Raw genomic sequence first — 23,283 nt, forward strand, 5'->3', positions numbered from 1 at the left:
TATTACTGTACCAATTACGAATAACCGTTTAGAAGGAGGGGTTAATGCTCAGCTTAGAGATATGCTACGTACTCATCGAGGATTATCTCTTGAAAGGCGATTAAAAGCGGTCTATTGGTGGTGCTATATGCATTCGCCAAGACCGCTTTCTCTTTCAGAACTATTAAACGATATGCCTACAGATGAAAGTATATCTGCTATTTATAAGAAAATAACTTGGAACAACAACCGTGTGAACAATACCATACCTAAATGGGGTGACGCAATTGCCTGGAATGAATTGCATATGTCCACGGAACTTCCCACGTATTGGGATTAATTGGAGTTATCCACACACACTTTTTGTCCTATAACCCTATTAAGGGTGAAGAGTGTTCGTTATCAAAAATAAAATCGGCCAATATGTTATCGTCTTTGGCAGTTTGATGAGAGTCTGGAGTTAATGTTCTCCATATAAACTATAAGAGGAATGACATAGGGGATATAAAAAATAAAAAAGCTGTAACCGAGAGATGTGTCTGCTCGGTTACAGCTTTTATTATATTGCCTTACTTTCTTATTATATAAATAGTATCTACGCGAGACTATTACATGAACATTATTATATGAGTACTATTATATGAGCACTATTAACATGGACATCATCACGTGAAGAATATTATGTAATTATTACTTGCGTGAGTTAGTTACATGTGGTTATCTCGTGCGCGTTATTGTATGAGTAGTACTACATGTGTATTAGAGGATGTGGCGACGTTGCGCTTCATCGAACTCATCGGTTATCGCTTTAGACGGCGGTGCATCTAAGAGGCTGACCACGACAATGGCAATAGCTGCAAAGAGGAAGCCGGGAACGATTTCATAGAGACCGAACCATCCAAATTGTTTCCAAATCAACACGGTCAAGCCACCGACAGTAACGCCGGCTACGCAGCCGAGGCGCGTCATCCGACGCCAGAAGAGAGAAATCAAAATAGCCGGACCAAAGGCGGCACCGAAGCCTGCCCATGCATAGGCAACCATGGTGAGAATGTAGCTGTCAGGGTTTAATGCTAAGGACAAAGCAATAGCAGCCACAATTAATACGGTAATACGGCTGACAAGAATTAATTCGCGATCGCCGGGGCGATGGCCTACGAGATTTTTGTATAAATCCTGCGCTACGGATGAGGCAGTGACTAAAAGCTGCGCCGATGAAGTACTCATGATGGCGGCGAGGACGGCGGACCAAATAAGTCCGGCGATGAAAGGAGAGAACAAGCTTTCACTCATAACGAGGAACACCGTTTCTGCCTTGGCACCTTCCAACAGTTCCGGCAGGTACACACGTCCCACCAGGCCGACGGCAACAGCAGCGGATAAAGAAATGATAACCCATGTCATAGCAATACGAGTTGCTTTGGTAAGTTCCTTGGAATCGGATATGGCCATGAAGCGGACCAAGATATGAGGCTGACCGAAATAACCGAGACCCCAAGCTAAGGAAGAAATAATACCGATGACCAAGGTAACGGTGTCAGGTGCGGAGCCTAACACAGATAAGCCTTGGGGAAATTCGCTTTCGATGAGAGCCGCCGTATTAACGGGACCATGCATAGCGATGACAGCTGTGGTAGGAACCAATAAAATCGCAAAGAACATCATCATGCCTTGAATGAAGTCGGTCCAACTTACGGCGAGAAAACCGCCGAGGAAGGTATAGAAAATAACTACGCCTGCTGTGATAAACAGAGAAGTTAAATAATCAAGACCGAAGATAGTAGTAAACAGTTTACCACCAGCTACGAAGCCGGACGAAGTGTAAATAAGGAAAAAGATAACGATGAATAAGGCCGAGATGATCGGCAATGCTTTACCGGTGTCATGAAAGCGATTGCGAAGGTAATCGGGAATCGTCAAACTATTGCTGGCTACCTCGGTATGGTTGCGCAGACGTTTAGAAACAAAGACCCAGTTCAGCCATGTACCGGCAGCGAGACCGATGGCAATCCAAATTGCGGATAAACCCGATGCGTAAGCAAAGCCGGGTAATCCCATCAGCATCCATCCGCTCATGTCCGAAGCCTCGGCACTCATTGAGGTAATCCAGGGACCTAGTTGGCGGCCACCGAGGATATAGTCGCTGAGATTTTTTGATTTTCTGTAATAATAAATTCCTATGTACATCATCAAACCCAAATATAATGCAAAGGCGACGATGACAGATGTTTGCGTGTGCATACGCGTACAGCCTCCTTATATAAATTAGTATTTTTTTATTTTACCATAAAATGAATCGTCGGCATAGTAAAAATGTTTTTGCTGAATGGAGAAATGTACTTTTATAACAAGGCGATTGCCGATACACATAGAAATTATACCGAATATATAGTATAGTAAAAGGTACACGATAAAGACGAAAGGACTGTGATAGATCATGACGGAGATTATGGCAACGGCAACGGCGCTGCTGAAAAATTATTTTGGCTATCCCGCATTTAGACCGGCTCAAGAAGTGCCGGTACAAACACTGGCCGAGGGTAAGGATGTGTTAGCCATCATGCCTACCGGAGCGGGCAAGTCGATTTGCTTTCAAATTCCGGCGCTGATGAAATCGGGATTGACCATTGTATTTTCTCCGTTGATTTCACTGATGCAAGACCAAGTTGATGGATTGCGGGTACAGAAAATTCCGGCTGCCTATTTGAACAGTACTCTTACGCGCGAGGAGTTTAATAAGATTATGTACTATGTGCGCGAAGGTCGTATTAAATTGTTATATATGGCACCGGAACGACTGGCATCGACATACTTTTGTAATATCTTGCGATCACTGCCGATTTCGCAGGTGATTATCGATGAAGCTCATTGCGTATCACAATGGGGTCATGATTTCAGACCGGCTTATTGCGATATCGGTCCTTTCTTGGAAAGTTTACAGAAACGTCCGGTGGTTGGTGCTTTCACTGCCAGTGCTACCCGCGAAGTAGAAGAGGATATGAAACGATTGTTGGGCCTTACCAAGGCACGGGTTCATGTAACCGGTTTCGATCGGCCGAACCTGAGCTTTCAGGTGGTACAACCGGATGATAAGATGGCCTATGTACTGCAATACGTGCGGGCGCATAGCCATGAGAACGGTGTCATCTACTGCGCTACGCGTAAGGACGTAGAAAAGGTATACGGAGAATTGGTGCGCCGAGGGATTAAGGCCGGTTATTATCACGCGGGACTGACCGATGCGATGCGAAAACAGCAGCAGGAAAATTATGCCTATGACCGCGTTCAAATTATGGTGGCTACCAATGCGTTTGGCATGGGCATCGACAAGAGTAATATCCGGTATGTATTACATTATCAAATGCCGCGCAACATGGAAGGGTATTACCAAGAAGCAGGACGGGCCGGTCGTGATGGTGCACCGGCGGAGTGTGTACTTTTATATAGCGGACGGGATGTTATCATTCATAAATATCTGATTGAACAATCGGTGGAAGAACCGCAGCGACGGCGTATTGAAATGGGAAAGCTGCAGAGTATGATCGATTATTGCTTTACCGGCGGATGTTTGCGGCGATATATGCTCACCTATTTTGGAGAGACCGTCGGTTGGCAGCATTGCGGTAACTGTAGCAGCTGCAACGGAAAGCAGGCACGGCGCGATATGACACGGGAAGCACAGATTATTTTTAAGGCCATCCTCGACACGGAAGAGCGTTACGGCGCTTCTATGATTGCCGCTATTGTAGGCGGTGTCGGTACGGATCGCATCAGGCGGGCCGGGTATGACCGCTTATCCGTATTCGGCGCATTATCAGGCGTGGATGAAAAGGAAATAAAAGGCTATATTAAACAATTCATAGCCCTAGGATATTTGGAAAGCAGTTTGGGGAAATATCCTACGTTATCCGTTACGCCCGGCGGCGAAGCGGTGCTAGCAGGTACACAGCGCGTTATAGAAGCACGCCGCGAAATTGTGCGCGTACGACCGGAAGCACCGCGGCGCACCAAGACAAGTGCCGGGGCAAAGGGCGGCTTGTTTGAACATTTGCGTCAGCATCGCAAAAAATTAGCCGAAGAAGCCGGTATTCCGCCGTATTTGATTTTTTCCGATACGGTGCTGATCGATATGGCTTCGTTGCGGCCAAAGACATTGGCGGAATTATGTGAAATAAAAGGAATCGGTGAGGCCAAGTTAAAACGGTACGGCCTGTCATTTTTACAAGCTATTGCGGAAGGAGAACGAAAATGAGTGTAGCGGATACACAGTATTTAGCGATTGTGGAACGAATTTTAAAGGAAGGCTACTATGCCAATAATCGCACCGGTGTGCCTACCTATAAGTTGGCGCATCAGATTATGCAATTTGATTTAGCTAAGGAGTTTCCGATTTTGACGACAAAATTTGTTGCTTTTAAAACGGCCGTGAAGGAGCTGTTGTGGATTTGGCAGAAGCAAAGCAATGATGTGCGCGAGCTGCAGGCTATGGGCGTACATGTTTGGGATGAGTGGATGCGTGAAGACGGTACTATCGGTAAAGCCTATGGCTATCAGATAAAAAAATATAAGCAGCTGGATAACTTGCTTCACATGTTGAAAACCGATCCGCAAAGTCGACGCATGATCGTTACGTTGTGGAACATTGAAGATTTGCCGGATATGGCGCTGCAACCTTGCGCCTATGAAACATTGTGGGATGTGTCCGGAGATCGGTTGAACTGCATGTTGGTACAGCGCAGCGGCGATATGGGATTGGGTGTGCCCTTTAACATGACGCAATATGCGGTGTTGGTACATTTGGTAGCCAAGGTGTGCGGCTTGAGGCCGGGACAATTTACACATGTAATAAACAATGCACATATTTATGAAAATCACGTAGATGCCTTGGAAGCGCAGCTGAAGCGCCGACATGAGGCAAAAGAAGCACCGGGGTTAAAGGTGGCGGACGATGTACATGAGTTTTATGCCATTACACCTGATGATGTATGGCTGGAAGGATATGAACATTTGGGCAAATTAGCTATGGAGGTAGCCGTATAATGATAGCGCTGATTGTGGCAAAAGCAAAAAACAATGTCATCGGTAAGGACAACCAATTGATTTGGCATTTGCCGGAGGATTTGAAGCATTTCAAAGCACTGACCACGGGACATATTATTATTATGGGGCGGAAAACATTGGAATCCTTGCCCTGTAAATTACCTAATCGGGAACATTGGGTAGTGACCCGCCAAGAAGGCTATGTACCGCCTTATGAAGGAGTACGCATTTTTCATTCGCCGGAAGAAGCACTTGATGCGGCGCAACAGGTAGATGATACGGTGTATTGCATCGGCGGCGCCGAGTTGTACGGTGCGATGTTGCCCATGGCGGACCGATTATATGTGACGGAATTGGAAGACAGTTTTGACGGTGATGCGTTTTTCCCTGTTATTGACGAGACGGTATTCAGAAAGACGGCGGAAGAAAAAAGACAGCCCACTGCCGACCATGGCGGCTTTGCGTTTGTCACTTACGATCGCATCCGGCGATAATTGTGAAAGCATGCATGGGGAGAACGAGTCAAGATACCCGTGGAATGGAACAATCAATATGCCTATGCAATAGAAACGAAATAAAAATAAGAAGTGTGAGGTTTTTACTATATGACAGAGGAAGCAATAATGAATACGATGGCCATCGATACAGCACGTGTGATTGCCGATGAATTAGGGGTAAAGACATGGCAGGTACAAGCGGCTATCGATTTGATGAGTGAAGGCAATACGGTGCCCTTTATCGCGCGCTATCGAAAGGAAAAGACCGGCGAACTCAAGGATGAACAGCTTCGCGACATCGAAGAAAGACATCGCTATTTGGAAAATCTGGCACAGCGCAAGGCTGATGTTGTCGCTTCGATTACGGAGCAAGGCAAGATGACTGAAGCGTTGGCCCAGCAATTAGCAGCGGCGATGAAGCTGCAAGAGGTAGAAGATTTATATTTACCGTATCGCCCGAAGAAACGTACCCGTGCCTCCATGGCCAGGGATCGTGGGTTGGAGCCGTTGATGGAATATATTGTCGGCACAGCAGTAACGGAAGAATCCGCCATAGCCGAAGCCGCGCAATACATAACGGACGAAGTACCCGATGCGGCAGCGGCTTTGCAAGGTGCAATGGATATTTTAGCGGAAGACGTAAGTAATCGCGCCGATATACGATCACATTTGCGCGATTCTATTTGGAACGAAGGCAGCTTGCACACGGCTTTGGTCGGAGACGATGAAGAGGTTAAAAAAGTGTTCCTACAATACGAGGACTATGAAGAACCGATCCGTCAGTTGCCATCCCATCGTATTTTGGCGATCAATCGCGGAGAGTCGCTGGGAGCGTTAAAGGTAATTATGGTGACGGCCGATGAACGCTACATTGCCTATATACTCAACTGTATGGTCGAAGCCGGTCAGGCTAACAATGTGTATACGCAGGCCGTCGCGGAAGATGCGTATAAACGGCTGGTACTTCCGGCGTTGGAGCGAGATATTCGCAATCAGTTGACGGAGCAAGCGGAAGAACAAGCCATTAAAGTGTTCGGTACGAATCTTCGCAATCTGTTATTGCAACCGCCGTTGTCCGGCTATGTCATTATGGGACTGGATCCGGGATACCGCATGGGATGTAAAATGGCGATTATCGATGAGCAGGGCAATGTGCTCGATCAAGGGGTTTATTATTTAACAATGAGTGATAAGCAGCGGGATATTGCGCGGCAAGCCTTGGCGAATTTGATTCGTAAATGGCATGTCACTTTGATTTCCATCGGCAACGGTACCGCTTCTTATGAAACGGAACAATTTGTTTCTCAAATGCTAGCCGAAGAACAGTTGGACGACTGTCATTACATCATTACCAATGAAGCGGGGGCCTCGGTATACTCGGCATCTAAATTGGCCATTGAAGAATTGCCGGACCTTGACGTATCCATTCGCGGCGCTGTGTCGATTGCTCGTCGCGTGCAGGATCCGTTGGCGGAATCGGTAAAGATTGATCCGAAGTCCATCGGCGTCGGTCAGTATCAGCATGATGTCAATCAGAAGCGGTTGGGCGAAGCATTGGATCAAGTGGTGGAAACCGTAGTCAATCATGTAGGCGTGGAGCTTAATACGGCATCGCCGGCGATTTTGCGACATATTTCCGGTATTACCGGTACAGTGGCCAATAACATCGTAACGTATCGCAAGGAAAACGGCCCCTTCACATCACGTAAGGAGCTATTGAAAGTCAGTCGGTTGGGCCCGGCAGCCTTTACGCAGTGCGCCGGCTTTTTGCGTATTCAGCGCAGCGCGAATGCACTGGATAATACGCCGGTTCACCCGGAATCCTATAGCTTGGCGGAAAAGATGATTCACCTTTTGGGGTTTACGCCGGAGGATATGCACAATAAAGAAATTCTGGAACAAATAAAAGCTAAGGTGGCTACGGTAGATGCGGCGGCCATGGCGAATGAGCTGGATGCCGGCGTGCCTACGGTGCGCGATATTTTAGAGGCGTTGGCTAAACCGGGACGGGATCCTCGCGAAGATTTACCGGCACCGCTTATGCGTAAACATGTATTGAGCCTTGACGATATTAAAGTGGGAACCGTGGTGAAAGGGACGGTTCATAATGTGGTGGATTTCGGTGCCTTTGTGGATTTTGGACTCAAGGTAAACGGGTTGCTTCACCGCAGTGAATTTTGTCGGCGCAACCAACATCCGTCGGATGTATTGGCAGTAGGCGATATTATCGAAGCGGAAATTATTTCGGTGGAAGCCGAGCGCAATCGTATCGGACTTTCTATGAATGCCTTGAAAAAACGACGGGGCGAGATGAATGACGAAGACAATCGAAACGGGCGCGAGAAAAAACAAAAACAGTATTCTCGCGTGGCCGGTGCCGATGAACACCGTAAGAATGAGCGCCCGGACAGAGGGCAAGGACAAAGAAACCGCAACGGACAACATAAGAATAAGCGGCAGCGGGACGGAAGACAGCACCGTGATAAAGGCTTTGTCTTTGGCGACAACGATATTCGTATCGTGCGGTCAAAAAAGAAATAAAAGTATCTATCGCAGATAAAGTGTGATATAATTAACGAATATGCTGGAGAAAAATACAGAGAATATTCGTAACATGCTAGGAGGATGCATATAGTCAATGTTAGAACGTTTTGAAGAATTAAAAATTAGTGAGCCTATATTACGGGCTTTGAATGATATGGGTTTTGAAGAACCGACGCCGATTCAGCAGGAAGCGATTCCGGTAGCCATGGAAGGCCTGGACATGATTGGGCAAGCGCAAACCGGTACCGGTAAAACGGCAGCGTTCGGGATTCCGGCGCTGGAAAAGGTAGATCCGGCGCAGCGTGCTGTACAAGTATTGGTTCTTTCCCCGACGCGGGAGTTGGCCATTCAGGTAGCGGAAGAGCTGAATAAAATGGCGCAGCACACGGACATACAGGCATTGCCGATTTATGGCGGACAGGATATTACCCGTCAGTTCCGCAGCCTCAGAAAAAATCCGCAGATTATCGTAGCGACTCCGGGACGATTGATGGATCACATGGATCGTGGTTCCATCAGCTTTGATGCGGTGAAGATGGTAGTGCTTGATGAAGCCGATGAAATGCTTAACATGGGTTTCGTCGATGATATCAATAAAATTTTGAGTGCTGTGCCGGACGAACGACAAACATTATTGTTCTCCGCCACCATGCCGAAAGCCATTCAGAATTTGGCGGAAACCTATTTGAAGGAACCTCGCTTGATTCGTATGAAGCCGACGCAGGTGACGATGGATCTGATTGATCAGTACTACATCGAAGTGCAGGATCGTCAGAAGTTTGATGTACTGTGTCGTTTGCTGGATATGCATGCGCCGGATTTGGCCATTGTCTTCGGTCGCACGAAGCGTCGTGTGGATGAAGTGACGGAAGGCCTAAAAAAGCGTGGTTACATGGCGGAAGGTATTCACGGCGATTTATCGCAGCAGAAGCGCGACAGTGTGATTCGTCAATTCCGTGAAGGGACCATCGATATTTTGGTGGCTACCGATGTGGCAGCGCGCGGTCTTGATATCAGCGGCGTTACGCATGTCTATAACTACGACTTGCCGCAGGATCCGGAAAGCTATGTGCATCGCGTAGGTCGTACGGGCCGTGCCGGTAAAGCCGGTAAGGCAACGACCTTTGTAATTCCTCGTGAAATGGAACACCTCCATGCTATCGAGCGATTGACGAAGCGCAAGATTACTCGTCGCAAAGCGCCGTCCTTAGGAGAAGTATTGGAAGGACAGCAACGCTTGGCCGTGGAAAGCTTGATTTCCATGTCGGATAACGAAGAAACCTTAAAGATGTATCGCAGCAGTGCGGAAGAGCTTTTGGCCGATATTGATTCGGTTACGTTAGTGTCCGCAGCGATTAAGCTGTTAACGAAGGAGCCGGATACGACACCGGTAACCATTACCGAAGAAGCACCGCTTCGCGTACGCAAACCGCGTCGCTTCGGTAAAGACGGTCGCCGTCGTGACGGACGTTCCTATCGATCCGGTGATCGTCGCAAGTTCGATAAAGGCGGACGGGATCGCCGCGATGGTCGTGATCGTCGAGGCAGTCGCAATGCACGCAGTGGACGCGATCGCCGTGATGGTCAGCGTGAAGGTAAGGAAAGTAGAGCGAATAGTTCTTTCAAGCCGTACTTTAAAGATTAATTAACAACATAAAATCTGCAATTCTGTGCAGAACATATAGAACAAATTAAATGAGGGTGCCCTTGTCTTGGCAGCTGCATCCAGTGTCAGATTGTGTTAATGAATGACATGACATTGGATGGAGACTGAGAGGCGAGAGCGCTCTTTTTATTTTTTTGCACCGTAAAAATAAGAAAGTCATGATAGAAATTTATCGGATATTGCATTAAGTCATGTAGGTAGTGATGTACCTAGCGATATAGAAGCGATACGCGAGAGAGACGCACAGCGATACGCAAACTGATACGCACGCCGGTACGCACACCGATACGCACGCCGATACCATTCTTAAACTAAACAAAATAAAACTAAACAGTAGGAAAGAAAACCATCAAAGAAAGGAGGCGATGGTTATTACGTATTTACTCATGCCCTTGTCGATTACAGATTGATGAAGAAAAACATACCCTGACCTACATGACTGCTTAGCTATAATTGATTTTTCCTCCTTCATTTGCTATAATTACTCAAATAATAATTGTTATTGTTTGTTATTTGCTACAGATGTAGTATAATATGAATAGTAACAAATAATAGTTTGCGATGTAAGCTATTACAGTCGGCTAAGTAGCTGCTGGGACAGATATCCGAGTGGAGAGAGGAATGAAAGTATGGATATAGCACAAAAACTACGTTCTGAAGGATTCAAAGTAACTCCTCAGCGTATTGCCATTTACAATGTATTATACGGGCAAAACGATCACCCCACAGCGGAAATGATTTATCAAAATTTGCGCAAGGAATATCCGACCATGAGCTTGGCAACAGTGTATAAAACGATGGAAATTTTCGAACGCATCGGCCTTGTCAAGGTGTTGGATATGGGGGACGATTGCAGTCGGTATGACTGGGATACCCATAATCATCCGCATTTGCGTTGCACCCAGTGTAATCGCGTAGAGGATTTGGATGGCATCGATGTCGAAAAGATTCAGGCGGATGTGGAACGATTGAGTGAATATCGCGTAACCGGACAACAGTTGGCATTTGAAGGGATTTGCCCTGATTGCTTGCGCCGGGAGTCGCATTAAAAAAGAGCCGTAAGGCTCTTTTTTAGTAAGGAGGAACATATGTTAACAATAGGATGTCATCTATCGATCAGCAAAGGCTATTTGCACATGGGCAAGGAAGCCCTTTCAATCGGAGCCAATACCTTTCAATATTTTACACGCAATCCCCGGGGCGGTAAGGCACGGGCTTTTGACGAAGCGGATATGAAGGCGTTGGCGCAGTTTATGGAGGAACATCATTTCGGAAAAATTCTAGGTCACGCACCGTATACGTTAAACGGCTGTGCCAAAGATGAAGGCTTGCGTGAATTTGCGCGGCAGTCCATGCGTGAGGATTTAGAACGACTGGAATATTTGCCGCATCAATTATATAATTTTCATCCCGGCAGCCATGTCAAGCAGGGGGTAGATCAAGGCATTTCATATATCGTGGATATGTTAAATGAAGTGCTCTTCCCGGGAATGAAAACGATGGTGCTTTTAGAAACAATGGCCGGTAAGGGAACGGAGGTGGGACGCACCTTTGAGGAGATTGCCCGCATCATTGACGGCGTAAAGTTAAAAGAATACGTAGGCGTTTGCATGGATACCTGCCATATTCACGAAGGCGGCTATGATATCATTGATAATCTGGATGGAGTGCTGGATGAATTTGATTCAATCATCGGACTCGATCGCATTCATGCCATTCATTTCAATGATTCGAAAAACCCGCGCGGCGCACACAAGGATCGTCACGAGAAAATCGGTGAAGGGCATATTGGCATCGAAGCGTTAGGTGCGGTGATTACGCATCCGAAACTTCGGCATTTGCCCTTTTACTTGGAAACGCCGAATGAGCTTGACGGGTATGCCAAGGAGATTGCCATGCTGAAAGAGATTTACGCAAACGAGGTGAAGGAATAAATGCGTATTTTGCACACGGCAGATTGGCACTTGGGGCGCATATTTTATGCAAACTACTTGACCGAGGAGCAAGCCTATGTGTTGGAGCATCAATTTTTGCCGCTGCTCAAAGAAGCTCGTGTGGATGCAGTAGTGATTGCCGGTGATGTGTACGATCGTGCCGTTCCGCCGGTAGAGGCAGTGGAGCTGTGGGACAGCATAGTGACACGCGTTGCCAGTGATAAACGGATTCCTATGTTTGTCATCGGCGGGAACCATGACAGCGGTGCTCGGCTAGAGGTGGGACATACGCTGTGGGCTCCGTCGGGGCTTTATGTATGGGGGACGCTGCGGCATTTACAAGGACCTGTTATAGTCAATGACGCATACGGTGAGATTGCCTTTTGTCCCATGCCCTTCAGTGAACCCAAGTCGATTGCCAATTATTTGTTCGCCGATGAAGCGAATTCGTCGGATATGACAACTCATGGACAGCATAGCTATGATGAAGTGTATCGATTATGGGGAGACTACGTGCGAGGACAGGTGCCGAAGGGAATGCGTTCGGTAGCCATGGCCCATGCATTTGTCAGCGGCAGTGCGGAAAGTGAATCGGAGCGTCCGCTTATCATCGGCGGTAGCTACGCAGTGGCGGCACAGGCGTTTTCCGGATTTAGTTATACGGCACTGGGGCATTTACATCGTCCGCAGCGAGCAGGGTCCGAGGTTATTCGGTACAGCGGCTCCTTGTTAAAATATTCTTTTGATGAAGCGGCGCAGCGCAAAAGCTTTACCTTGGTGGATATTGATGAAAAGGGAGGAGCCACTATAGAACAAATTCCCGTAGAGGCGCGCCGTGATGTACGCATTGTGGAAGGGGCCTTCACGGATATTATGAATGATGAAGCATTGCATCAACGTTGCGGCGATGATTATGTGATGGTGCGTTTAACGGATACAGCACCTGTCATTGATGGCTTGGCTCGGCTGCGTTCGGTGATTCCTCAGGTGATGACGTTAGAGCTTACGGGGCGCATGGCGGTGAATGAGTCCGATGAAGACATGACACCTAACTTTTATCATTTGTCGGAACGGGATTTGTTCGGACAGTTTGCCGTCGCCGCCAGAGGGGAAGCGTTGACGGCAAAGGAAGCACAATACATTGATGCGCTGTGGGATCGCATCAATAAGGAGGAGCTATGAAACCGATACAATTACGCATGACAGCCTTCGGCCCGTTTTGTGATACGGTGAATATATGCTTTGAAGACTTACAAGGAGACAGTTTATTTTTGATTACCGGACCGACCGGTGCGGGTAAAACGACCATATTGGATGCCATGGTGTATGCGTTGTTCGGTCAGACCAGCGGCGGTTTGCGCGACGGCAGTGATATGCGCAGTGATTATGCAGGCGCGGATATACTTACGCAAGTAGAATTTACCTTTGCCATCGGGGATAAGGAATATCGTTTGGAACGCAGTCCCAAGCAATGGGTGAAAAAGAAGCGCGGCAGCGGTTTGCGTGAGTTGCCGGCACAAGCCGTTCTGTACAGTAAACAGAATGGTGCTTGGCAGGAAGTAACGACGCGAGCACAGGAGATAAAAGAACAGGTGCAGTCGATTATCGGTTTTCGGGCCGATCAATTTTTGCAGGTAGTCTTATTGCCGCAAGGCGATTTCCGGCGACTTCTGGTGGCACCTACTTCTGAGCGTGAAGAGCTGCTGCATAGCCTGTTTCGAACAGAAATATATACAAGGTTGCAGGAACTGCTCAAGCAAGACTACGATAGATTGTATGAACAGGCCAAGGAACGAGTGCAAGCGCAGCAATTCATTTTGGATAGTTTGGAAGTAAAGAATTTACAAGAGGCCGTACAAAAAGCAACGCAAGCAGAGTCAGCGGCAAAGGATGCGCTAACATCCGGAGAGGCGGCTAAGCAGTATTGGCAAACTGTAAGCAAAGGCCGTGCACTTACGGTGAAACGGGATGAGTTGCAGCAGGCGCTGGAAACGGCCGATAAGCTTAGAGAAGGTTTGGCGGCGCACCGTGAGGAGCAGCGGCAACGCAAAGCACTGATTGAATTGCTGCCTTCTTATGAAGCGTGGTACAAGGCCGTTCGTGAACGGGATACTGTTTTGCAAGAAGCAGATGAAGTCAAGCAATCTATAACGCAGATGGAGGCGGAGGCAACTGCACTGGCCGAGAAGCAACAGCATTTGTCGGCAGAGGAAGAACGGTTAGCTGAGCAGGCGGAACAGTATGAGCAGGCACACCGCATCGTAGTAGGGTCGGAGGCTATACGGGAAGAAATTAAATCGTTGGAAGCACGGCGCCGGCAGCACCGCGACAAAGCAGCGCAACTGGAAGAGGGTTCGGATCGGATACGAAACTTTGCAGCAGAGTTGGAAACGAATAAGGAAACGCTGTCGACGGCAACCAAGGAAGAAGCGGATGTGAAGGCGACGCATGCCTATCTTACGGAAATCATAGATATCCTCGGTGCTGCCGAGGAGCTGCGCAATAAAGTAGAGGAGTGGTCAACACTTGTTAAACACAGCACTGACGGTGCGGCGCAGTTGACACAGTTGCAGCGTCAGTACAATGAAGCGGTGGCGGCGGAAGCGTATTACAAACAGATTTGGCATGCGAAGGAGTCGGCTTTGCAAGCACAGCAGGCAGCTACTTTGGCCATGGGGTTGGAGCCTGATAGTCCCTGCCCGGTGTGTGGATCTTGTCATCATCCGCATCCTGCCGTTCCCGGAGAAGAGGTTCGACCGGACGACGAAGCAAGAGCCCGTAAGGATTATATGACCGCTAACGGAGCAACGGCTTCTTTGCGAGGCAAGCTATCCTCTGCCGAAGAACGTCAGCAGGCGTGGCAAGCGGAAGAAGCTCGGCGGTATGAAGGGATAATGCGCATAGTGACTTCTTTACAAACAAACCTGGATAGCTATGTGAAAGTGCGGCCTGATGCGGAAGAGCATCGGGCAGTGACGGTAGTGCGCGAACGTATTGGTGCGTGGTTAAGCAATGATACACCGACACATGATACGACGGATGTGGCGGAGATACTCGATTATGCACAATGCATCGCCGGATGTGCAGCGGAGATACGAAAGGAGATTCATGCTCTCGCCGCTGCGCTGGATCGTCTGCAGCATCAAGTGTTTACGCTGCGCGAAGCGCAAGCGACGAAACAACAGCGACTGGAAACGATGCGGACAACATATACATGGGAAAGCAATGCTCTCGCGCAAGCCAAAGAGGAAGATGAAGCGCGTTGGCGTGAGCTAGCCATTGATGATGTAGTTGCATGGAACCGGCAAATCGATGAATACGAAGTGTACTGTGATGAATATAAAAGACGGCAAAGCTCTTTGGCGAATGAACGTGTAAGGCTCAGCAGGGAAGACAGTGCATTAACGGTGAAACGCACGGAGACTAAGCGGCATGAGGGATCCTTGCAGCAACGTTTGGCGCAAGCGAAAGCTGATATAGAAATGTATCTTCAAGAATTGTCGACATTGCCGGAGTGGGAAGAGCGCTTAGCGGCAGCAAAAGAGAAGAAAACGGAGCTTTTACAAGCCATAGATAAGTATGATCGACAGTGGCATCGCAATGAAGGCGTGCGCAGTGAAACCTTGGCAGCGCTTAACGCTTTGCCTGAAACGGCGGTAGTTGTGTCGGCTGAAGAAGAGCGGCAGGCCAGAGAAGGTTGGACACGAGCGGAACAGGAAGCGGCTACCCATGCTGCCGAGGCTAAGCGGATACAACAGGCGGTGGATCGATTAACTGCGTTGCATAAGGAAGACGAAGCCGGAGCGGAGGAGCGCGAGTTTGTATACGGTTTATCCCAAATGGCAAGCGGTGCTTCCGAGGGATTAAAAGGCGTTACCTTTGAACGCTATGTGTTGGGGGCGATTTTAGAAGAGGTGGTCAGCGCGGCCAATCTTCGTTTGCGCAAGCTCAGTCGCGGGCGCTACACATTGCAACGGGCCGCATTCGATAATAGCGGTCGCGGTCATAAAGGACTGGACTTAGCCGTGTTTGATGCATACACTGGGGCTGCACGACCGGCCAATACTCTATCCGGCGGCGAGACATTCTTGGCATCGTTATCATTGGCGATGGGGCTGGCAGATTGCATACAATCCTATGCCGGCGGTATTCACTTGGATACGATGTTTATTGACGAAGGCTTCGGCACATTAGATGCAGATACGTTGGAGATTGCTATGGAAGCATTGGTTAGCTTGCAATCTTCGGGACGCTTGGTGGGAATTATTTCGCATGTGGGAGAATTGCAGAGTAGAATTCCCCGGCATCTGGTAGTGGAACGAACCGCGAAGGGGAGCCGCGCTTATTTTTCCGGTGATAAGGCTTCGTCCTAACTATAGAAAACTAGGGTACGTATAGTCATATATCGAAAAATATGATACTATAAGAGCGTACCTATTCGGATATGTGTCGCCACGACGTGGCGTGCGTATGCACAATAGAATGATAACGAGTGAAGGAGGAAGAGAAATGAAATTTGTCTTTGCCCATAATAATATTAATGTCTTCGATATGGAAAAGAGTTTAGCCTTTTATAAAGAAGCGGTAGGTCTTACGGAAGGGCGTCACATCGAACCGGAAGACGGCTCGTTTAAAATTATTTATCTCGACGGACCGGACAGCCCGCATCAGTTGGAATTGACATGGCTGCGAGATCGCAAAGAACCGTACAACTTGGGGGATAATGAATTTCACATTGCTTTCTATGTAGATGATTTTGAAGCAGCGCATAAAAAGCATGAAGAAATGGGTTGTATTGTTTACGAAAATCCGGCCATGGGCATTTATTTTATAGCTGACCCGGATGGGTACTGGGTAGAAATTCTTCCCGCTAAGTAAGAGGCATTCATCAGATGGAACATATGTTAACGCGGCTGGAATGGCTGGTGGGAAAAGAAAACATAGAAACCTTGGCAAGTAAGTCGGTGCTTCTCTTCGGCGTCGGCGGCGTCGGCGGCTTTGCCATGGAAGCGTTGGTGCGTTCCGGCATTGGGCGTATAGTCATCGTCGACGGTGATGCGGTGAGCATCAGTAATTTGAACCGGCAGCTTATTGCTACAAAGGATACCATAGGTCGTCGTAAGGTTGATGTGGCTAAGGAGCGCATTCAATCCATTCGTTCCGATATAGTCGTGGAAACCTACGATATGGTGTATAATGGCGAAGCGCATAAAGATTTTATTGCTTCGCTGCAGGTGGATTATGTAATTGATGCCATCGATATGGTATCGGCAAAGCTATCCATCATCGAAACGTGTCAGCGCTTGGGTATTCCCTGCATATCCTCAATGGGGACGGGCAACAAGATGCATCCGGAACTATTGCGCATTACGGATATCAGTAAAACACATACCTGTCCGTTGGCCAAGGTAATGCGACGAGAATTAAGAAAGCGCGGTATTAAGCGGCAAACGGTTATTTTTTCGGAAGAGACGCCTATGACGCCACATCGCGATGATGACTCGCGCAGCCCCGGATCTTGCGCTTTTGTGCCATCCGTATCGGGGCTTATGATGGCGAGCTTTGTAATCAGAACATTTTTGGAGGTTGATTAACCATGAAAAAAGCAATTATTCACATGGATAAAGGTGATATCGTTATTGAGTTATTTGACAAAGAAGCACCGGGTACGGTAGCTAATTTTGAAAAGTTGATCAAAGAAGGTTTTTACGACGGACTTACGTTCCATCGTGTTATTCCGGGCTTTGTAGCACAGGGCGGTTGTCCTATCGGCAACGGTACCGGTGGTCCGGGATACACCATTAAGGATGAACTCATCGGCAATCCGCACAAACATGTGCGCGGTGCGTTGTCCATGGCTCACCGTGGTCCTAATACAGGCGGTAGCCAATTTTTCATCGTGTATGAACCACAGCCGCATTTGGATGGAGTTCATACCGTATTTGGTCAGGTCATTGAAGGTATGGACGTAGTAGATGCTATCTATCAAGGCGAGCACATGAACACCTTGGAGGTAGTGGAAGAGTAATCCTGCGAAATAAAGGAGAGAAATGGAAGTTTTTTCGATTAAACATCCGGAATGGTTGCAAGTTAAAAAGGACGGTCGCTTTTCGTACGGATATAACCAGGAATGGTACCGCGATGATTGGCAACAGTTGGCCGGTTGTGGTCCTACGACGGCAACTCAGCTTATTAGCTATGCAGAGTTTCGGGATCATTATTTGGATTCGACAAACAGTAAAGACGGTGAGGAAGCGTTGCGTCGGATGGAAACAATTTGGAACTACGTACGTCCGCGCTTCGGCGGCGGTTTGTACAAAACACATTGGTTGTCCGATGGTCTTACGGCGTATATTGAAGAGCATAAGTTACCATACAAGGTGCCGATGCTTAGCGTATATCCCTTTGCTAGCTGCAAACCTTCCTTGGAAGCAGTCGTAGATTTTATTGAACAGGGCCTGCAGGCAGATTCGCCGATTGCTTTTTTGAACCGTCATCGCGGTAGAGAGCGTGAGTTGTCTACGTGGCATTGGGTGCCGATTGTAAAACTGATGAAGAATAATGATGATATACGTTGTATGGTGTATGACGAGGAAATCGAGCGTATCTTTTCGTTGAAGCGATGGCTGAAGGATACCATGCTCGGTGGGGGATTTGCGTACGTACAGCATATCGGTTAGGTACATGAGGAGGAATTGTTACATGTCACAGTGGATTACAGAAAATCAGTCAGCACATTTACGGTTAAGCGCCGAAGTTGACAAGGTACTTTTTTCGGGTGAGTCCCAGTTCCAAAAAATCGAGGTAGCTCACAGTTTGGAATACGGCAATATGCTTGTGTTGGACGGTGTATTTCAAACATCTGAAAAAGAGGAATTCGTATATCATGAAATGATGTCCCACGTGCCGTTGTTCCTTCATCCGAATCCGAAAAACGTGCTGATTATCGGCGGCGGCGACGGTGGCGTAGCCCGGGAATGCGTACGTCATGACTGTGTGGAAAAAGTGACCATGGTAGAAATCGACGGCAAGGTGGTAGAGTTGGCAAAACAGTATTTGCCGACCATTGCCGATGCTATGATTCGCCAGGATCCGAAGTTGACCGTAAAGATCGGTGACGGCATCGGCTTTATGGCACAGGCCGATAATGAATACGATGTTATCATTGTCGATTGCTCCGACCCTATCGGTCCCGGCGAAGGACTATTTACGAAGGAATTCTATGCTAATGTGCATAAGGCGTTAAAAGCAGACGGTCTTTTTGTACAACAAACGGAATCGCCGGTTATGCATAAGCCGTTGGTGGAAAAGGTATTTGGGTATGTGCGTGATCAGTTTGCTATGGCGCGTTTATACACAGCATATATTCCGATCTATCCAACCGGGATGCATTGCTTTACTATGGGGACTAAAACTTATGATCCGTTGACGTTTGTACCGAATCGTGAACGTACATTTACGACGAAGTACTATAATGAAAAAATTCAGACAGCTGCGTTTGCCTTGCCGAATTTTGTAAAAGAATATCTACTGAAAAAATAATTTAATAAAATCTGTTGACACCGCTCTCTAATGATGATATACTTATCTTCGTTACGGAGCGGTGCTCTTGTAACGGCCACGGTGGTGGGTATGGTGAAGCGGTTAACACGGCGGATTGTGGCTCCGTTACGCGTGGGTTCGATCCCCACTACTCACCCCACAACCCCTTTAGGGGCGTCGCCAAGTGGTAAGGCAATGGACTTTGACTCCATTATGCGCTGGTTCGATCCCAGCCGCCCCTGCCAATATTAATCTGACTCACTAGCTCAGTTGGCAGAGCACCTGACTTTTAATCAGGGTGTCCCGCGTTCGAATCGCGGGTGAGTCACCATTGAGGGTAACACTAAACCGTATGGTTTAGTGATTTTTTTATATAACCTACAAGCAACGGTTACCTAACAAGTAATTGCTTGTAGGCTTTTTTATTTTCTGTAGTTTTTTTCTTGGCGAATAAAGAGTATAATTAAAAGTAAATCAAATCATCCCGACGATGGATGTCGGTGAATACAAAGAAGAACGAGGTGTATGTATTTAAGGGGGCAGTAGAATGGAACATAGTATGGCCTTTTATGCGTCCATAGCCATATTCTTGGTGACATATGGCTTGATTGTATGGGATAAGTATTCGCGCATGCTTGTCTCTTTGGGCGGTGCCGTTATCATGATTGGATTTGGGTTTGTATCACAGGCAACGGCAATCAAAGAAGATATTGATTTTAATACATTGGGGCTTTTGGTAGGGATGATGCTTATCGTTGCTATTACCAGTAAGTCCGGTCTCTTTCAAGCCGGTGCACTTTGGGCCGCACATGTTACAAAGGGGAGCCCGTGGCGATTGTTGTTTTTGCTTTCGGTAATTACCGCCATAGGTTCGGCGTTGTTTGACTGTGTAACCGCCGTCCTTTTGATTGCGCCGGTAACCTTGACATTGGCAGATAAATTGAAAGTTAATGCCTTCCCGTTTTTGATGACGGAAATTTTGGTATCCAATGTAGGCGGTACCGGGCTTTTAGTAGGGAATCCTCCGAATGTTATGATAGGTAGTGCCACAGGTCTTACGTTTAATGACTTCTTTATTTATTTGGCTCCTGTGTGCGCTATAGCAACATTGCTGATTATTCCTATTTTGATTTTCCTTTATCGCCGCGATTTAGAGCCGCATCCGGAAACCAAAGATGCGATCATGAGTATTTCTTACCAGGATGCCATCGAAGATCCGGTGCTGCTGAAGAAATCATTGTTTGTTTTGGCTTTGACCATTGGTTGCTTTATTGCACATCATTGGTTGGGTCTTGAAACGGCGACGATTGCCATCGGCGGAGCCGTGTTGCTCATGGTTATTGCCGACATTAAACCTCGCGAAGTATTGCATTTGGTTGAATGGACGACGATCTTTTTCTTCATGGGTCTTTTTGTTGTCGTAGGTGGTTTGAAAGCCAGCGGTGTTATGACATTCTTGGCTGAAAAAGTTATTAGCGTTACCGGCGGTGATTTAGAAGCTACGGTATTTTGGGTTCTGTGGTTGTCGGCGATTGCTTCGGCCTTTGTTGATAACATTCCGTTTGTAGCTACAATGATTCCGATGCTACAGGAAATGGGGCATTTGACGGGAATGCCGATGGAAGCCGTGTGGTGGGCATTGGCATTGGGCGCCTGCTATGGTGGCAACGGTACCATGATAGGGGCTACGCCAAACTTGGTAGTTGCCAGTATCGGATCCTTACATGGATTGCGATTCACCTTTATGGAATACTTGAAATTAGGTTTTCCGTTAATGCTTTTTAGTGTGTTGATAGCACATATTTATTTATATCTCGTATACTTTGCATTCTGATTTAAAACACCGCAATCTTGGGGATTGAGATTGCGGTGTTTTTTGCATTGTATTCATTTTGTGAGAACCATGTTGTCTATAGGAAGTATGTAGTTAGCAGACAAATGGTAAACGAATGGTCTATAAGAAAAGAATGAAGTTAGCCACGGTAAGTGTGATGCACGCACCTAGCATAGGAATCGCCGTTCGCTTTACTAAATCGAACGGTGAAATTCCGGCCATACCCGCAGATACGACGATAACGGCAGTAATCGGCGAGATAGCACGAGCGGCGCTGGCGATAAAATGCATAGGTAGAATCATGAGTACCGTGGGAACGCCGGTAGAAACGGAAATCGTCGGTACCAAATGGGCAAAAGCGAAGAAGGGGGCGTTGCCGGACCCCATAACGACGGAAGACACGCCGATAATAGATACCATTACAAGGGTAATTCCGATGCCGCCGAATCCGGATGTTTTGGCCCATTCGATGAGGGCGGAAATAGTGCCGGTGGCCATAAGACCTTTGGCAAATGTTTCGCCTGCTACGATGAGAGTGACTACATTTGCCATTTGTCGTCCCATGCCATCAAAATATACCTGTAAATCTTCTAACGTTTGGCGACCGTCGCGAGTGCGAATATATTGGAAGATCATACCGATTACGGTACCGATGAACATGGCGACAATAATGTTCATTTTTATCCAGGAAATCCATAAATTAGAGAAGGAAAGAATGAGAGCCAACGGAATTAGGGGGAGTAATGCATAGTAGGGCGGAGCTTCATGTTTTAATTCGCTGTTGGTCATCTTGTCTTCGTTGACGGTAACTTCTTCGCCGGGGCGAACAATGTGTCCGTCTTTTTTATCGAAGTACTTTTGAGTGAAATAATGAAGTACGGCTACTACCGGGAAGACGCAGAGGGCTACGGGTACTTGGAATGAATGCCAATACGTAACGGGGTCAAGACCGGCAAGCTCAGCGGCAAAGATGGTGCCGGTATCGCTGGGGCTCCAATCAAGACACAATGTGGTGGCGATGGCAGCCGTAGCCGACAATTTACTGACACCTAAAGCAATGAGTACCGGATACATGGTAACCATGAGCAACATGGCAAGACCGGAGGCGCTGTTAATAGCCAATCCGATAATCATGCCCACTATCCAACAAGCGCTGAGGACAATGTAGGGAGATTTGAGACCGCGTAACGGGCGAATGGCCAAGTGAACAAGTGCGCGTGATGCCCCGATGTGATCCATGTAGCGTGCAAAACCTGCAACGGCCATAATGTTGAGACCTAGTTTGGCAGCGCGATTGCTAAAGAGATCTCTGATGAGTTCAAAAATATCGAAAAAGAAATTACCGGTTGCCTGTTTAGGTGGCAGGATAGTACCGTAGCCGGCTATGTGTGCAATAACAAGCAAAGTGATTCCGCCTAGAAAGAGAACTGCTTGTGCTTTATACCGTTTAAACACAAGGGTGCCGACCCAGGCTATGACGAGTAAAGAAATGGCTATGTTCATAAAACACCTCCGTAAATAATGCCATTAAACAATAGGTAGGTTAAAACATACTATATCAGAAGATAGTCATGAGAAAGTCAAAACTTGTAGAAAATTAAAATTACAACGAATAATAAGAGGTAAATATAAATGTTTAAATTAAAAATAAAAGAATACAGAAGGTTAAGGTTGGTAATATAGGGAAAATGAAGATAAAATAAAAGAACCAGAATAAATTATAAAAAGGTGTTGACAGAGTGAGGAGGAATGGCATATAATAAGCAAGTCGTTTGACGGAGACGCAAATGTGACTGAGGTTGAGTATGTTTTCTGCCGAAACAGAAAACAAAAAGATTAAAAAAGTAGTTGACAAGATGCTGATTACTTGTTAAAATGATAAAGTCGCAAGGTGATACCGGAACGACAGCGGATCTTTGAAAACTGAACAATGTAAAGGTAATCATTTCGTAAGAAATGAACATAGCCAGAGTGCGGGTTTCGAATATGAAACCAACCAAAAATTCCGTCGGTAATATACCGACGACAACGAATAAACGAGCTAGCAAATAGCTCCAAGATATCTTGGAGAGTTTGATCCTGGCTCAGGACGAACGCTGGCGGCGTGCTTAACACATGCAAGTCGAACGGAGAGGCATGGAAGCTTGCTTCTATGAATCTTAGTGGCGAACGGGTGAGTAACGCGTAATCAACCTGCCCTTCGGAGGGGGATAACAACGGGAAACCGTTGCTAATACCGCGTACGAT

At 47.2% G+C, this 23,283-nt stretch carries 17 protein-coding genes, 3 tRNA genes, 1 rRNA gene and 1 pseudogene; 20 read left to right on the top strand and 2 right to left on the bottom strand.

Annotated features, from left to right (window positions below; all coding sequences use genetic code 11):
* Positions 1-319: pseudogene (locus G344_RS10880) on the top strand (IS256 family transposase); the annotation flags it as partial.
* A gap of 419 nt (positions 320-738) precedes the next feature.
* Here the strand turns inward: G344_RS10880 and putP are convergent.
* Entirely contained in the window at positions 739-2,220 is a 1,482-nt protein-coding gene (gene putP / locus G344_RS0106500; RefSeq protein WP_028255496.1) for a sodium/proline symporter PutP, read from the bottom strand.
* A gap of 196 nt (positions 2,221-2,416) precedes the next feature.
* On the opposite strand from putP, the gene recQ reads away from it, so the two are divergent.
* From recQ to G344_RS0106590, 18 genes are all read left to right on the top strand, one after another.
* Complete coding sequence (recQ, locus tag G344_RS0106505) at positions 2,417-4,231, top strand: DNA helicase RecQ (protein WP_028255497.1); 1,815 nt, start codon at positions 2,417-2,419, stop codon at positions 4,229-4,231.
* The gene (locus tag G344_RS0106510) at positions 4,228-5,019 is read left to right on the top strand and encodes a thymidylate synthase (RefSeq protein ID WP_028255498.1); all 792 of its coding nucleotides are present in this window, start codon (positions 4,228-4,230) and stop codon (positions 5,017-5,019) included. The genes recQ and G344_RS0106510 overlap by 4 nt, the downstream gene beginning before the upstream one ends.
* Positions 5,019-5,513, top strand: coding sequence for a dihydrofolate reductase (locus tag G344_RS0106515; RefSeq protein WP_028255499.1), 495 nt, complete (start codon positions 5,019-5,021; stop codon positions 5,511-5,513). The genes G344_RS0106510 and G344_RS0106515 overlap by 1 nt, the downstream gene beginning before the upstream one ends.
* 111 nt (positions 5,514-5,624) lie before the next feature.
* Positions 5,625-8,057, top strand: coding sequence for a Tex family protein (locus G344_RS10885; protein WP_244869506.1), 2,433 nt, complete (start codon positions 5,625-5,627; stop codon positions 8,055-8,057).
* Between the two features lie 97 nt (positions 8,058-8,154).
* Complete coding sequence (cshA, locus tag G344_RS0106525; RefSeq protein WP_028255500.1) at positions 8,155-9,705, top strand: degradosome RNA helicase CshA; 1,551 nt, start codon at positions 8,155-8,157, stop codon at positions 9,703-9,705.
* A 650-nt stretch (positions 9,706-10,355) separates the two neighbouring features.
* On the top strand, positions 10,356-10,775 hold the full coding sequence (locus G344_RS0106530) for a Fur family transcriptional regulator (protein ID WP_028255501.1): 420 nt from the start codon (positions 10,356-10,358) through the stop codon (positions 10,773-10,775).
* Positions 10,776-10,814: 39 nt separating this feature from the next.
* On the top strand, positions 10,815-11,660 hold the full coding sequence (locus G344_RS0106535; protein ID WP_028255502.1) for a deoxyribonuclease IV: 846 nt from the start codon (positions 10,815-10,817) through the stop codon (positions 11,658-11,660).
* Positions 11,661-12,842: an exonuclease SbcCD subunit D gene (locus G344_RS0106540; RefSeq protein WP_028255503.1), complete on the top strand. Its 1,182-nt coding sequence runs from the start codon at positions 11,661-11,663 to the stop codon at positions 12,840-12,842.
* On the top strand, positions 12,839-16,033 hold the full coding sequence (locus tag G344_RS0106545) for an AAA family ATPase (RefSeq protein ID WP_028255504.1): 3,195 nt from the start codon (positions 12,839-12,841) through the stop codon (positions 16,031-16,033). The genes G344_RS0106540 and G344_RS0106545 overlap by 4 nt, the downstream gene beginning before the upstream one ends.
* Positions 16,034-16,169: 136 nt before the next feature.
* A complete protein-coding gene (locus G344_RS0106550) occupies positions 16,170-16,538 on the top strand; it encodes a VOC family protein (RefSeq protein WP_028255505.1) in 369 nt (122 codons plus the stop codon).
* A 14-nt stretch (positions 16,539-16,552) separates the two neighbouring features.
* Positions 16,553-17,254: a tRNA threonylcarbamoyladenosine dehydratase gene (locus tag G344_RS0106555; RefSeq protein ID WP_028255506.1), complete on the top strand. Its 702-nt coding sequence runs from the start codon at positions 16,553-16,555 to the stop codon at positions 17,252-17,254.
* A 2-nt stretch (positions 17,255-17,256) separates the two neighbouring features.
* Positions 17,257-17,688: a peptidylprolyl isomerase gene (locus G344_RS0106560; RefSeq protein ID WP_028255507.1), complete on the top strand. Its 432-nt coding sequence runs from the start codon at positions 17,257-17,259 to the stop codon at positions 17,686-17,688.
* Positions 17,689-17,710: 22 nt separating this feature from the next.
* Entirely contained in the window at positions 17,711-18,340 is a 630-nt protein-coding gene (locus G344_RS0106565; RefSeq protein WP_028255508.1) for a hypothetical protein, read from the top strand.
* Between the two features lie 22 nt (positions 18,341-18,362).
* Positions 18,363-19,202: a polyamine aminopropyltransferase gene (gene speE, locus G344_RS0106570; protein ID WP_028255509.1), complete on the top strand. Its 840-nt coding sequence runs from the start codon at positions 18,363-18,365 to the stop codon at positions 19,200-19,202.
* Positions 19,203-19,286: 84 nt separating this feature from the next.
* Positions 19,287-19,362 (top strand) — tRNA-His (locus tag G344_RS0106575).
* Positions 19,363-19,372: 10 nt separating this feature from the next.
* Positions 19,373-19,447 (top strand) — tRNA-Gln (locus G344_RS0106580).
* 10 nt (positions 19,448-19,457) lie between these two features.
* Positions 19,458-19,533: transfer RNA gene (locus G344_RS0106585), tRNA-Lys, on the top strand.
* 216 nt (positions 19,534-19,749) lie between these two features.
* Positions 19,750-21,036 (top strand): ArsB/NhaD family transporter, encoded by a 1,287-nt coding sequence (locus tag G344_RS0106590; RefSeq protein ID WP_028255510.1) that lies wholly within the window; start codon positions 19,750-19,752, stop codon positions 21,034-21,036.
* Positions 21,037-21,156: 120 nt separating this feature from the next.
* Here the strand turns inward: G344_RS0106590 and dcuC are convergent, their stop codons facing one another.
* A complete protein-coding gene (gene dcuC, locus G344_RS0106595) occupies positions 21,157-22,539 on the bottom strand; it encodes a C4-dicarboxylate transporter DcuC (protein ID WP_028255511.1) in 1,383 nt (460 codons plus the stop codon).
* Between the two features lie 558 nt (positions 22,540-23,097).
* Between dcuC and G344_RS0106600 the strand changes: the two genes are divergently transcribed.
* Positions 23,098-23,283: ribosomal RNA gene (locus tag G344_RS0106600) — 16S ribosomal RNA — on the top strand; the annotation flags it as partial.

The organism is Veillonella magna DSM 19857 (genome assembly GCF_000428745.1).
In the GTDB taxonomy this organism is placed as follows: domain Bacteria; phylum Bacillota; class Negativicutes; order Veillonellales; family Veillonellaceae; genus Veillonella_A; species Veillonella_A magna.